Raw genomic sequence first — 13092 nt, 5'->3', positions numbered from 1 at the left:
GCGCGCCCGCCGCGGGTGCGATGGCATGGCGGCGGCGCGCCGCGACGCGTCACGCGACGGGCCGAAGGGGCCTCGATTCAGCTCCGGCGCTGGCTCACCTGCCACCCGCCGTTCACGGATCGCCGGGCGATCGGCCGGGCCGTGGATCAACCTCCGGCGCGCGTGCTTCCGCATGACGAACGCGATGTCTCGGGGCTGTCCGCCTACGCGGGCGCGCGTACTCGACTACGGGTTTCGCTGGGGCATCGAGCCCCTGTTTTCCGACCTCAAATCACGTGGCTTCGAGTTGGCCGAAAGCGCGACCATCCGGCGAAGACGCACTGCAGCAAAGCAGGAAGCCGCGAAGAAGATGCCGAGGCATCCCGGGTGTATGATGTCGCCTCTAGCGTTGGTTCGATTCGGGATGCATGCTTTCACGGCGATTTGTCAATAGCGGCCCGACTGCGCCGCCACCGCCCCATCCAGGCAATGGCCACGAGCTGAAATCTGGCAATCGCCCATCGTTTCAACCGTTAATGTTAATGTCTGCAATTAGAAAGGAATCGCGCCATGACCGAAAGCTCCCCTCCCATACCACTGCGGGGTATTGTTGGCGAACCGCGCAAGGGCAAGATCGGTGTTCTGATCGAAGAACACTTCGACATGACCGAGTTTCGCCTCTTCAACGAATCGTTCCCGAAACACGGCTATCAGGTGGTCTATCTCTCCCACCTGTGGGGCAATCCTTCCCTCACCTTTGGTTCCAATCCCGACGCTGGCTGGGTGGAAGAGCATGTGCTGGTGGAAACCGAAATCACTGCCGCTGACCCGGCGGATTACAAGGGGATCATCGTCATCGGGGCTTATGCCAGCGACCGCCTGCGTTACCAGGTCACGCCCCGCCAGGGAGAACCGAACCAGGCTCCAGCGGTGGTCTTCATCCGCCGGGCGCTTGCCGATCGCCATCTGAAGATCGGCACGATCTGCCACAGTTTGTGGCTGCTTTGCGCCGACCGCACACTGCTGCAGGGTCGTCGGGTCACTTGCGCTCACAACATCGTCTGTGATGTCGAAAACGCTGGCGCGGAAGTGATCTATGGCCCAGAAGGCACCGTCGACCTGGTCATCGATGGCAACCTGATTACCGGCAAACATCCGGGGATAACCGACCAGTTCATCACCACCTTCCTGTCCGAAATCGAAAAAGGGGACTAAAGCCTGTGCTTGAACCCCAAGCGCGTGCGCTTTCCTCATCGGCTGCGGTCGAGACGGTTCTGGCAACAGAACGGCTCACCGCGTCGATGCTCCCCGAGAAGGTGATGAATGAATCCGCCAGTCTCGGTCGCAGAGAACTACGACCAGTATTTTTCCAGCCGGCTTTATGAGCAGCGTTACCCGCGGCCAAACCCGTCGAGCCTGGCCATCATCATCGGCGAGATCGACGCGCTGGGCAAGCGTGTTCTCGATGTCGGCTGCGGCAATGGCCGCTATGCCGAAACCCTGCTCGAGCGCACGGACGCAACGATCGTCGCCTGCGACATCAGCAGAGAGGCGATTGACGGCTTGTCTTCCCGATGTTCCGGATACGTCGCGGCGGGCCGCTTGCGTCCCCTCCTTGGCGATCCGACGGTGGTAGCCGAGAGCCTGGGCGAGGGCGAGAAGTTCGACCTGGCGATCATGGTGTTTGGCGTACTCGGCCACATCTATCCCCGCTCACTACGTCGGGCAACGCTCGCGACCATCCACGCCCTGCTCCGACCCGGAGGACGGATCGTCGTCACAGTGCCGAACGCCGCGCGCCGATTTGCCAAGCAACAGCTCTCTTCGCAACGCCTGGTAGAACAGGGACATCTCGAAGCCGGCGACATTCTTTACGAACGCACTTCCCATGACCTGGCAGTAAAGATGTACTACCACCTGTACACTCTCCAGGAGTTCGAGCAGGAACTCGAACAACAGGGATTTCGCCTGATCCGCCTGACTGCCGAGAGCATTCTGCCGGAGAGCGGCATCGTCAGGTCGCAGTTGCTGCGCGCGATCGACTGGTTTCTGGCAAAGATCCTGCCGCTGCGCTGCGCTTACGGTTTTCTCGCGGTCGCCGAGGCGGCCAGCGCGTCGGATCAGCACACGGATTTGCCTCACCCGTTCGCTCCCAACCAGCCGGTATAAGCCAGACGATGGGCCGCTGTCCGGGGTTTCGTGCCGCCTGCCTGCTGGTGCTGATCGTCATCATGGTTGGCCGAGAAGCGCAGGCCGACCGGCTCGATCTGATCCAGAAGCGCGGCACCTTGATCGTCGGCGTCAAATCCGATTACCCGCCTTTCGGTATGCTGGACGCGCACGGTCGCTTGATCGGTTTCGAGCCCGATCTTGCCGCTGAACTTGCCCGCCGCCTGGGCGTCGGCCTGCAACTGGTGGCGGTCACTTCGACCAATCGCCTGCAGAAGCTCGAGGAAGGCGCTGTCGACATGGTCATCGCCACCCTCGGCGACAGCCCGCAGCGCAGACAGATTGCCACCCTTGTCGAACCCGGTTACTACGCCAGCGGTGCGACGGCGGTCGCGCCGCCCACTCCCCGGCTGTCGAGCTGGACGGATCTGCGCGGCAAAAAAGTATGCGCCACCCAGGGAGCATACTTCAATCGGCCGATGGCCCAACGCTTCCTGCTCGATCTGCAGATCTTCAACGGCACGCGCGACGCCCGTTTGGCACTGCGCGATGGGCGCTGCGTCGCCTGGCTGTACGACGATACCAGCTTCGCCGGTCTGCTGGCTGATCCGGAGTGGGCGAATTACGAAACGCCGCTACCGTCGATGATGATCTCGCCATGGGCCATCGCCCTGTCTGCCAAGGAGCAAGGATCCCGACTCGAGCAGATGATCTCCGAAGCGGTCGCCGACTGGCACCGCAGCGCTTGGCTGATCGACGTGGAGAAGCGCTGGGGAATCAGGCCAAGCCAATATCTGGTGGAGATGCGCGCACTCTGGACGAGGCGCCAGGCCGACGGAGGCCTGCTTTGTGCTCGGCTCGAAAACGGCAATTGGCCAGCGGAGTGCCGCCACAAATGGCTCCTGAAATCTGCCGATGTCGGTGGTATCCAGCATTTCGGTCTGCTCCTCAAGGAGCAGACCGGGCTCAACATGACCATCATTTACGACGCCTACGATCGCCTGCTGTTCCTGCGCGGCCTCTGGATAACGCTGCAACTGATGGTCGCGTGCATTGCCGGCAGTCTGATCGTGGGTTGCCTCGGTGCCTTGGCGGCAGAGTCGGGCTTCCCCGGCGTGCGCACCTGCGTGCAGATGTCCGCCGCCCTCGGCCGAATGACACCACCGCTGTTGCTGATCTACCTGGTGTTTTTCGGCGTCGGCCACATCATCGTCAGTCGTTTTGGCTGGACCTTCGACGGCGCCTCGATCGTCATCGTCTGTCTCTCGACCTATACCGGCTGTGCCATCGTGTCTGCACTGCTCGAAGCCGTCTCCGTACTCAAGGAGCAGCAACCAGATTTCCGGCTCGGCTGGCGGGAGCTGCCGCAGGCGCTACGCCTGTCCTACGCAGCCGTGGTCGCTTCGCTGGTGAATGTCGTGAAAGCGACCGGCATGGCGAGCGTCATCGCCGTACCGGAGCTTGTTTCGGCGGCCACTGCCATCGTTGCCGAACAAGGCAACCCCGAGGTGATGATGAATGTCCTGATGATCACCTACTTCCTGTTGGTGACCACCGTCGTCCAGATCTTCAATTACCTGGAACGAAGGATTCCTGAACTTGGCCGCCGCTGAAATCGCTGCCCTGTTGCTGACATGGACACCGTTCCTGGCTGGCGGCTTCGCCTGGAACATCCTGATCTCGCTGGTGGCGATGATCATCGGTACGATCTTCGGTGCGCTCCTGGCATGGCTGCGCCTATCCGGGCACACGCCGCTGGCGCACGCGAGCCTCGTTGTCACCGAACTGACGCGCAACATCCCGACTTTTGTCTTCCTCTTCTACCTGGCATTCCTGATTCCGACAGAGTTCGAATTTTCCGGACAGATCTACGCCTTTCCCGTGTGGCTCAAAGCTTCGCTGGCGTTCTCCGTGGCGGTCATCGGATTCGTCTCCGACAACCTGCTCGTGGCCCTGCAACACCGGGAACGTCATAATCATGCGGCCGCATTGCTGTTCATTCCGAGCTGGACCACTTACCTGCTGATCATCGTCATGGCCTCGAGCACTGCTTCGGTGATCGGCGTCGGAGAAATCGTTTCACGCTGCAACATCGTCATCGCCGCGGTCGGCGGCAATGAAACGATGCTCTGGGTTTATACTTACGCCATCTGCTACTTCCTGGTCTTTTGCTTTCCACTCAACTGGGCAATGGGTTGCGCAAGAAGACGCTTGCTGACCCGCGTCGGCGTGCCAGCGCTGTAAGCGGTCGGCGACTTAGGGGAAACCATTGATACAGACCATCGCAATCCTTCGCCGCTGCCTGCCGGGCATGACTGTGGCAGCGCTGCTGGCGTTCGCGCTGCAGGGATCGGCATCGGCCGAGTCGGCTCTCGACCGCATCAGGAATACCGGTGTTCTCAACGCCGGAACCCGCGCCGATGCCATGCCGTTCGCTTACCGATTGCAGCAGGCGGGAGACAAGGAGGAAAGGCTGGCCGGTTTCTCGGTTGACCTGATCGAACAGATTCGCAAGAAGCTCTCGGAGAAGCTTGGCCGCGAAATCGAGACCCGGCTGCACATCACCAAGGCCAGCGACCGCCTGGCATTGGTCGCCAGCCACGCCATCGACATCGAGTGCGGCATTACGACGCCCACCTGGGAGCGCCAGAAATTGGTCGATTTCTCGATCCCGTTCTTCGGCAACGGCACCCGCGTCATGGTCCTGCGCAGCACAGCCAAGGGGTTCGACGATCTGCGCGGCAAACGTATTGGCGTCGCCGCCGGCACGACGACCGCGACCATTCTCAAACAGCACGTGCCGGATGCGATTGTGGTCGAAGTACCCGACATGGCAACCGGCTTCAAGATGTTCGCCAGTGGAGAGATCGACGGATTGTCCAACGTCGGCATCGTACTCCGTGCTCTGGTCGAGAAGAGTCCGCTCAAGAGCAAGGTCATCCTGCTGCCGCGCACCGATGGGCTGTCCTATGAATCAATGGTCTGCAGCCTGCCTCTCGACGACTCCAAATGGCGCGCCTTCGTGAATGAGGTACTGGCCGACCTCCTTGACGGCGTTGACCAGTATCGGGGAGGTTATTTCGATATCTATGACAAATGGTTCGGACCGCGCGGGATCGTCTATTTCCCGCTTGACTATATCGTCGCCCAGAAGCTGTCCGCCTCGATCATCTGGCTGAAGTAGGGTCGTCACGATGACGCTGCGCCGCCGGCTTTTCCTCTTTGTCAGCACCCTCATCGCCATTGGCCTGCCGAGCGCTGGTGTGGTGTTCGCCTATGTCTCCTGGCTCTCCGTGCTGGAAAGAACCGAACGCGACGGCATCCTGATCGCCCAGACCCTCGCCCAGTCCGTCACATTCATCCAGCAGGTGCCAGCGGCCCTGGAGCAGATCATTGACAAGAACGTGCGCACCCAGGCGGATATCGTTGCGCAACTGACCCACCTGGCGCAGCAGCAGAAGACTTCTGCTCTGGAAATCAATCGGGCTCTGCGGACCATCGCTGTGCGCAACGGGATTCCAGAGGTCTGGGTAACTGATGCCACCGGTAAGCCGCTCTTCTGGTCGCTCGACGACATCGACGCATCCATTGCCGTTGACTCGGGGCTGACTCTGCAACCGAAATTCAAGCCGCTACTGCAGGGGCAGCAGTACAGCCTATTCACTGACCGGATGTACCGCACGACTGACCACAGCGAATTGTACTATGGCGCGGTGACCATGCCGGATCGGAGCGGCGGCATGACCCTGATCGCCCATCGGCCAAACCTCGCCAACAGCAGCATCCAGAACGTCGGCCTGAAGAGGATGGTGGACAGCGTTCTCTCGGGGGCACTGATCGACGCCATCTGGATATTCGATGAAAAACTCGAAGCGCTGGCCGTCAGTTCCGTCGCAGGCATCGACGGAAGTGCCGCGCTGGGTGATGGACAGCGCGCCTTCATCGAAACGGTGATCAATACCAGCACACCCGCTTCCTATTTCGAGGACAAGGTGCTGTTCCGGCATGCGCTCCTGTACGTTGCTGCGCCAACCTTTGGCGCGGACGGCTTGCCGAACGGGGCAGCGCTGATGCGCCTGCCGGTCAACATGGAGGCGGAGCTGCATTCGCTCCTGACCATCGGTGGCGGGGTAACCGTGGTCATGCTGTTGCTGGGAATGGCTCTGGCCCTGCCCTTTCTCAACCGCATCGTCCGACCGCTGGCGCGCCTGACCGTACAGACCCATCGCCTGGTTGCGCACCACTTTGACCCGGATCAGGAGATGCATGCTGAACTGCTCAAGGTGTCGGAGAACCGCAAGGATGAAGTCGGATACCTGGGGAACGCCCTGTACTCGATGGTCACCACACTCAAAACTCATATCGCGGACCTCAAGGCAACGACTGCCGCCAAGGAGCGGATCGAAGGCGAGATGTCTGCGGCTCGCGCCATCCAGATGGGCATGCTGCCGCACAGTTTCGGGTCACCGGCACCCGGCGCCCGTTTCGACCTGCACGCTGTGCTCGAACCGGCCAAAGCGGTAGGCGGCGATCTGTTCGATTTTTTTCTGCTCGACGAACACCGGCTGTTCTTTCTGATCGGTGACGTGTCGGACAAAGGGGTGGCCGCCGCGCTGTTCATGGCAGTGACCAAGACGCTGTTCGCTGTCGAGGCGAAGCGCGACTCCGCATCGGTCGGCGGCATCATGGAACGGGTCAACCACAGCCTCTGCGAGAACAATCCCGAAGGCATGTTCGTCACCGTCTTCGCCGGCATTCTCGACCTGCGGACCGGGGAGATCAGCTTTAGCGACGGCGGCCACGAACTGCCTTTCCTGTTGCGGCGCGACGGCGGCGCGGCAATGATCGAGAAGAAGAAGGGGGGGCTGGTTCTGGGATTCGTTGCCGAATCCGTGTACCGCAATGACCTCATCCAGTTGCAGCCTGGCGAAGGACTGGTGATCTACACCGACGGCGTCACCGAAGCGATGAACGGCGAGCACGAGCTGTTCAACGCGACACGTCTGGGGAACAGCCTGGCTGCGATCTCGCCGGCCTGCTCTGCACGCACGATCATCGACAGGGTGATGAACGCGGTTCGCGCGTTCGTCGGTGAGCATCCGCAAAGCGATGACATTACCCTGCTGGCGCTACGCTGGCACGGCCCTTCCGGCACCAGGCTTCCCTCTGCTGAGTAGGGCGCCGCGCGTCAGCGATGCCGCAGGCGGGCTGGCCGGACGCGCGAACGGAAAGTACGCCAGACCACTATGGCTAGGTGCTCGCCACCCCCTGAGGCAGAGCGATGATGCGTGGCGGGTGTCGGATCTGCTCGAGAAATCTCAGCAGATCGTGCGTGGCGATTGCGGTGGTGCGATCATTTCGAAGCGGGTGACAATTGAGGACATCGCTGTCCAGCAGCCGCTGCTCAAGGACTACGCAAACGAGACCATGCACGTCGTTGATCGCGGCGAAAGGCGAGACGGCCCCCGGAACGACACCGAGGATGCTGCCCAATTCCTCCTCGCTGGCGAACGAGAGACGCGACGCCTGCAACAGGCTTGCCGCAACCCGTAGATCAACACGGGTCTGTTCCAGCGCCACCAACAACCAGTACCCGGCTTTCTTGTCCCTCAGGAACAGGCTTTTGGCGTGCCCTCCCGTGAGGTCTCCGCGCAGACGCTTGCTATCTTCTATCGTGCGCAGCGGTGGATGCTCGACGGTTGTGGTGACGATGTCCAGCTCGGCGAGCATCGTCATCAGATGCTGGCTATCGGCAAGAAGCATTGCGAGTCCTCATACCCAGTGGTTTTCGTTGCCATGGAACAGCTCACCCACTGGACCGGATCGAACCAGATCATGATTGATGGGATTGATGGGATTAAGCTCAGGCCGAAGAAAAGAAAATAAAAAAGTAGCAGTTGACCGTCTCTCAAGATTGCAGCTAACCTAGCGCCATGATTTGGACGAAACAATAACCAACACGCAATATAACCAACACGCAATATCGCGAGGAGCAGTCATGAAGACGCAAGCCTATTCTTATTCAGACACGATTACCGGTTATGTCACGCAGGTTGATCGTGCAGCACGCAGCTTTACTCTCAGGACCAATTGCGGCCAGGATTTTCAAGTGTACCTCACGCCGACCACTTACGCCCGAATTGCAGAGAACCTCGAGGACAGCTACCAGGATTGCACCTCGCGCATCCGCGAAATGCTGCAACCCGGCCAGCAGGTTTTCGCTTACTGCATTTTCTATCCACAAGCGGGAGAACTGCGTGCCGAGGTCAAATCGATGGTCTTCCCGGGCGAAGGACCCGGAGTTTATCGCCACGAAGAACCCGACTGGTGGATCAAACAAATCCGTTCCATCGCCAACAGCTACCTGCGCTGGCAGTTCAACTACCCCAATCAGTCGATCGACTATCGCAATTATCGTACGATCCTGCACCTGGCCGGCGGCAAGAAAGGAGACTACCTGCAGGAAACCGACACCATTTCCCGGATGGTCTACGGCATGGCCTCGGCCTATATGCTGACGGGCGAGGAAAGCTTCCTCGAGGCCGCCGAAAAAGGAACAGAGTACCTGCGTGCCCACATGCGCTTCATGGATGCGGACGAGGATCTGATCTACTGGTACCACGGAGTCCAGGTTTCCGGAGACCGCGAGCACAAGCTGCTGACCTCGGAGTTCGGCGACGACTACGACTCGCTGCCGATGTACGAGCAGATCTACGCCCTCGCCGGACCGACGCAGACCTATCGTCTCACCGGCGACCCGCGCATTCTCTACGACATCGAGAAGACCATCGAGCTGTTCGACAAATACTACAAGGACAACGATCAGGGCGGCTACTTCTCGCACATCGATCCGATCGGCCTGGATCCGCGCTCGCCACTGCTCGACAAAGGCAACAACCGCGCTCGCAAGAACTGGAATTCGGTCGGCGATCACGCCCCGGCCTACCTGATCAACCTCTGGCTGGCGACCGGTGAGGACAAGTACGCCGATTTCCTGGCCGACACCGCCGATACCATCGTCAGGCACTTCCCCGACTACGGGCATTCGCCATTTGTCCAGGAGCGCTTTCATGAAGACTGGAGCCACGACAGCACCTGGAACTGGCAGCAGGACCGTGCGGTGGTTGGCCACAATCTCAAGATCGCCTGGAACCTGATGCGAATCCACAGTATTCGTCCGAGTACCGATTACCTCGAACTGGCCGAGAAGATTGCCCAGTTGATGCCCGCGGTCGGTTCCGACCAGATCCGCGGTGGCTGGTATGACGTGGTCGAACGGGCACTGGCTCCGGGCGAGAAAATGCATCGCTTCGTCTGGCATGATCGCAAGGCCTGGTGGCAGCAAGAGCAGGCGATCCTCGCCTACCTGATTTTGCAGGGTTGCCTGGACAAGGCGGACTACCAGAAACACGGCCGCGAAGCGGCAGCCTTCTACAACGCCTTTTTCCTGGATCACGACGATGGCGGCGTCTATTTCAATGTTCTCGCCAACGGGCTGCCTTATCTGCTGGGTAACGAAAGGCTCAAGGGCAGCCACTCGATGAGCGCCTATCACTCCACCGAGTTGTGCTTCCTGTCGGCGACCTATATCAACCTGCTGATCAACAAGCAGCCGATGTGTTTGTACTTCAAGCCACGACCCGACGGTTTTCCGGACCGGATCCTGCGGGTGTCTCCGGACATCCTGCCCAAGGGCAGTATCCGCCTGACCGCGGTCGAGATCGACGGCAGGCCTTACTCTGCCTTCGATGCCGAAGCCCTGTCGGTACAACTACCCGATTCCCGCCAGGATGTACGGGTCAAGGTCACCCTGACGCCGGTCAAGTAGCTCCGCATCAATCGCAGCGAAGGATTCAAGCATATGTCGATCGAGGTTGAAGCTTTCCCCCGCGACGGGATGACAGTCGTAACCGTTGCTGGCGAGATTGACGGCAGTTCTGCGCCCAGTTTGCAAAGCAAGATCCTGCCCCTGTTGCAGGAGAACGATTCGCTGATCCTGGACCTTAACCGCGTCAGCTATATGTCCAGCGCCGGTCTGCGGATGCTGCTCCTGCTCTACCGCCAGGCAGCGGCGAACAATGGCCGGGTCGCTCTGGCCGGTTTGGCGGAATCGATCCGGGACACCATGGAGATTACCGGTTTTCTCAAGTTCTTTACCGTTGCGAACAGCGTCGAAGCGGCACTGACAGCCCTCAAGCAGGCGTGACATGGATAGCCGCATCGATTTCTACCCGACTCACCAGCACGAAGGCTACAAGTTCCGACTAGGGCGTGTATTTCCATTTGGCAGCACCCTGGTACCAGGTGGCGTCAACTTCGCCATCAGCTCTGGCCACGCCACCTCCTGTACCTTGGTACTCTTCGAGAAGGGCGCGCCAGAGCCACTGGTGGAGATTCCGTTCCCGGACTCCTTCCGTATCGGCAACGCCTGGTGCATGGTGGTCTTCGACCTCGACTACGAGCGCATCGAGTATGGCTATCGCATGGACGGCCCCTGGGATCCGGTGGCCGGACATCGCTTCGATCGGAGCAAGATTCTGCTCGATCCGTACGCCAAAGCAATCGGCGGCCGAACGGTGTGGGGCAAACTACCCGACTGGAACGACCGCTACCCGCACCGTGCCCGACTGATCTTCGAGGATTTTGATTGGGAGGACGACCGCCCCCTGGAAACGCCGCTCGCGGACCTGGTGATCTACGAACTGCACACGCGCAGCTTCACTGCCCACCCTTCGGCCGGAGTCAAACATCCAGGCACCTATGCTGGAATCATGGCCAAGATCCCCTATCTGAAAAAGCTGGGGGTGAACTGCGTCGAGCTGATGCCGATCTTCGAGTTCGACGAGTTCGAAAACAGCCGCCCCAACCCGCTGACCGGCGAAATGATGTACAACTACTGGGGTTACAGCACGGTCGGTTTCTTCGCCCCCAAGGCTGGCTTTGCAGCCTCCGGACCCTTCGGCATGGAGGTGGACGAGTTCAAGAACCTGGTCAAGGAGTTTCACCGCAACGGCATCGAAGTCATTCTCGACGTGGTTTTCAACCATACCGCCGAGGGTAACGAGCAGGGTCCGACACTTTCCTTCCGGGGAATCGACAACCAGACCTATTACATGCTGACTCCCGAGGGCTACTACTACAACTTCAGCGGCTGCGGCAACACGCTCAACTGTAACAGCCCGGTGGTCCGCAACATGGTTCTCGACTGCCTGCGCTACTGGGCAGCAGAATATCACATCGACGGTTTCCGCTTCGATCTGGCCTCGATCCTGGGACGTGCTCCCAGCGGCGCCCCCTTACCCAATCCGCCGTTGCTCGAGAGTCTGGCCTTCGACCCCATCCTGGCCAAATGCAAGCTGATCGCTGAAGCCTGGGACGCTGGCGGCCTGTATCAGGTCGGGTCTTTCCCGGCATATGGACGATGGGCCGAGTGGAACGGCAAGTACCGCGACGACATCCGACGCTTCCTGAAGGGAGACGAGGGAATGGTCCCGGTGATGGCCGAACGCATTCAGGGCTCGCCGGACCTCTACGGCTGGAACCAACGCGGTCCGACTGCATCGATCAACTTCATCACCTGCCACGACGGCTTCACCCTCTACGATCTGTTCGCCTATAACGACAAGCACAACGAAGCCAACGGCGAACAGAACCGTGACGGCGGCAACGACAACCATAGCTGGAACTGTGGCGTCGAGGGCGAAACCAACGATCCTGGGGTCAATGACCTGCGCCAGCGAATGATCAAGAACGCCCTGGCAATTCTGCTGATGAGCCACGGCGTTCCGATGATCCTGATGGGTGATGAGATCGGGCGAACCCAGCGCGGCAACAACAACACCTACTGTCATGACAATGACCTGAACTGGCTCGACTGGACGTTGCACGAACGGCACGGCAATCTGTTCAACTTCGCTCGCCGGATGATTGCCTTGCGCAAGGCACACCCGCTCTTGCGCGCCCGCGAGTTCTTCGGGAGCAGTCCCACTCAGGCCGACATCATCTGGCATGGCACACAAGCCTGGCGCGCCGACTGGTCGCCAGGTGCACGGACCCTGGCCTTCATGCTCCGCGAGCGGCAGGCCGGACAAGGGGGAAATGTCAGTCCGGTGCTGTACATGGCCATCAACTGTTATTGGGATGCCCTCCCCTTCGAATTACCTGAACTGCCCGCCAACTATCACTGGTATCTGTTCGCCAATACCGGCTTGCCCGCCCCCGATGACATCCGGGAACCCGGCCAGGAAGTCAAACTGGAAGAGAATCTGCGCAGCTTTCTGGTTGGCGAGCGAGCGGTGGTGATACTGATCGGGCGCCCACGGCTGCAGGACCAGGCAACTTGATCATTCTTTGGAGACAGGAACATGACATTCAGTACCACAGTGGAAACCAGGGGCCGCGAGGCATGGATCACGCTCGAGGGCGAACTCGACGCAGCCGTGGCCGGAGAATTCCGTACGGCAATCGAGCGCCTGGCCCAGGAAAAACCCGAAAAGCTCGTGCTCTTCGTGAACAAGCTGCAATTCATGGCCAGCGCTGGCCTGCGCGTACTGGTATTCGCCAAGCAGCGGATGGGAAGCGAGGTCGGCATACATGTTGTCGGCGCCACGGGCCCCGTCCTCAACACCTTGCAGATGAGCGGCTTTGACCAGTCGGTTTACCTTCAGGAAAGCTACCCCTGAGCTTGGCGCCCGCCCGGTCATGGCAAGGCACAGCATTCCGGCCAATCTGGCAGCGCTCTCGGCCATTCGTCATCTGGTCACCGAGGCGTGCATCGAGACAGGACTGGACGGGTCGGCGACTTATCGTCTGACCCTGGCCGTGGATGAGATCGCCACCAACATCATCACCCACGGCTACCAGGAACAAGGTTTGACGGGCGATATCGTGATTTCGATTGAAACAGAGGACGATAAGCTGACCGTCATCCTCGAGGATACAGGC

Annotated in this window: 12 protein-coding genes and 1 pseudogene; 12 read left to right on the top strand and 1 reads right to left on the bottom strand. The window is 60.1% G+C overall.

The genetic code is table 11. The features are described from left to right. Positions 1 to 202 precede the first annotated feature (202 nt). The 7 genes and pseudogenes from CAPSK01_RS23305 to CAPSK01_RS23300 form a co-directional block, all read left to right on the top strand. Positions 203 to 298, top strand: a pseudogene (locus CAPSK01_RS23305) (transposase); the annotation flags it as partial. Positions 299 to 549: 251 nt separating this feature from the next. Next, a complete protein-coding gene (locus tag CAPSK01_RS15440; RefSeq protein WP_273703798.1) occupies positions 550 to 1194 on the top strand; it encodes a DJ-1/PfpI family protein in 645 nt (214 codons plus the stop codon). 108 nt (positions 1195 to 1302) lie between these two features. Then, positions 1303 to 2148, top strand: coding sequence for a class I SAM-dependent methyltransferase (locus CAPSK01_RS15435; protein ID WP_034928584.1), 846 nt, complete (start codon positions 1303 to 1305; stop codon positions 2146 to 2148). 8 nt (positions 2149 to 2156) lie between these two features. Continuing rightward, a complete protein-coding gene (locus tag CAPSK01_RS15430; protein ID WP_034928581.1) occupies positions 2157 to 3761 on the top strand; it encodes a transporter substrate-binding domain-containing protein in 1605 nt (534 codons plus the stop codon). Next, positions 3748 to 4392: an ABC transporter permease subunit gene (locus CAPSK01_RS15425; RefSeq protein ID WP_273703797.1), complete on the top strand. Its 645-nt coding sequence runs from the start codon at positions 3748 to 3750 to the stop codon at positions 4390 to 4392. Before CAPSK01_RS15430 ends, CAPSK01_RS15425 begins: the two co-directional genes overlap by 14 nt. A gap of 25 nt (positions 4393 to 4417) precedes the next feature. Continuing rightward, complete coding sequence (locus CAPSK01_RS15420; protein ID WP_034928565.1) at positions 4418 to 5332, top strand: amino acid ABC transporter substrate-binding protein; 915 nt, start codon at positions 4418 to 4420, stop codon at positions 5330 to 5332. A 10-nt stretch (positions 5333 to 5342) separates the two neighbouring features. Then, positions 5343 to 7325 carry a PP2C family protein-serine/threonine phosphatase gene (locus CAPSK01_RS23300; protein WP_273703796.1) on the top strand — a complete coding sequence of 661 codons (1983 nt, stop codon included), beginning with the start codon at positions 5343 to 5345 and terminating at the stop codon, positions 7323 to 7325. Between the two features lie 73 nt (positions 7326 to 7398). Here the strand turns inward: CAPSK01_RS23300 and CAPSK01_RS15410 are convergent, their stop codons facing one another. Beyond that, the gene (locus CAPSK01_RS15410) at positions 7399 to 7911 is read right to left on the bottom strand and encodes a prolyl-tRNA synthetase associated domain-containing protein (protein ID WP_034928559.1); all 513 of its coding nucleotides are present in this window, start codon (positions 7909 to 7911) and stop codon (positions 7399 to 7401) included. 235 nt (positions 7912 to 8146) lie between these two features. Here CAPSK01_RS15410 and CAPSK01_RS15405 point away from each other — a divergent pair, with 235 nt between their 5' ends. The 5 genes from CAPSK01_RS15405 to CAPSK01_RS15385 all read left to right on the top strand — a co-directional run. Further along, a complete protein-coding gene (locus tag CAPSK01_RS15405; protein WP_034928557.1) occupies positions 8147 to 9976 on the top strand; it encodes an AGE family epimerase/isomerase in 1830 nt (609 codons plus the stop codon). Between the two features lie 33 nt (positions 9977 to 10009). Next, entirely contained in the window at positions 10010 to 10354 is a 345-nt protein-coding gene (locus CAPSK01_RS15400; RefSeq protein WP_034928554.1) for an anti-sigma factor antagonist, read from the top strand. Position 10355: 1 nt separating this feature from the next. Further along, a complete protein-coding gene (gene glgX / locus CAPSK01_RS15395; protein ID WP_034928551.1) occupies positions 10356 to 12491 on the top strand; it encodes a glycogen debranching protein GlgX in 2136 nt (711 codons plus the stop codon). A 21-nt stretch (positions 12492 to 12512) separates the two neighbouring features. Continuing rightward, a complete protein-coding gene (locus tag CAPSK01_RS15390) occupies positions 12513 to 12830 on the top strand; it encodes an STAS domain-containing protein (RefSeq protein WP_034928548.1) in 318 nt (105 codons plus the stop codon). 19 nt (positions 12831 to 12849) lie between these two features. Beyond that, the coding region (locus tag CAPSK01_RS15385; RefSeq protein ID WP_034928647.1) for an ATP-binding protein at positions 12850 to 13092 on the top strand (243 nt) is incomplete at its 3' end.

Origin of the sequence: Candidatus Accumulibacter vicinus (genome assembly GCF_000584955.1) — a bacterium.
GTDB classification, from domain to species: Bacteria; Pseudomonadota; Gammaproteobacteria; order Burkholderiales; family Rhodocyclaceae; genus Accumulibacter; species Accumulibacter vicinus.
Note: the sequence above shows the minus strand (reverse complement) of the source record. Positions and strands in the feature narration are given on the sequence as shown.

What these genes read in the sequence shown, in the direction of transcription:
- CAPSK01_RS15440 (WP_273703798.1), top strand. Translation starts at nt 550, where the DNA reads ATGACCGAAAGCTCCCCTCCCATACCACTGCGGGGTATTGTTGGCGAA.
- CAPSK01_RS23300 (WP_273703796.1), top strand. Translation starts at nt 5,343, where the DNA reads ATGACGCTGCGCCGCCGGCTTTTCCTCTTTGTCAGCACCCTCATCGCC.
- CAPSK01_RS15405 (WP_034928557.1), top strand. Translation starts at nt 8,147, where the DNA reads ATGAAGACGCAAGCCTATTCTTATTCAGACACGATTACCGGTTATGTC.
- CAPSK01_RS15400 (WP_034928554.1), top strand. Translation starts at nt 10,010, where the DNA reads ATGTCGATCGAGGTTGAAGCTTTCCCCCGCGACGGGATGACAGTCGTA.
- CAPSK01_RS15430 (WP_034928581.1), top strand. Translation starts at nt 2,157, where the DNA reads ATGGGCCGCTGTCCGGGGTTTCGTGCCGCCTGCCTGCTGGTGCTGATC.
- CAPSK01_RS15390 (WP_034928548.1), top strand. Translation starts at nt 12,513, where the DNA reads ATGACATTCAGTACCACAGTGGAAACCAGGGGCCGCGAGGCATGGATC.
- CAPSK01_RS15410 (WP_034928559.1), bottom strand. Translation starts at nt 7,911, where the DNA reads ATGCTTCTTGCCGATAGCCAGCATCTGATGACGATGCTCGCCGAGCTG.
- glgX (WP_034928551.1), top strand. Translation starts at nt 10,356, where the DNA reads ATGGATAGCCGCATCGATTTCTACCCGACTCACCAGCACGAAGGCTAC.
- CAPSK01_RS15435 (WP_034928584.1), top strand. Translation starts at nt 1,303, where the DNA reads ATGAATCCGCCAGTCTCGGTCGCAGAGAACTACGACCAGTATTTTTCC.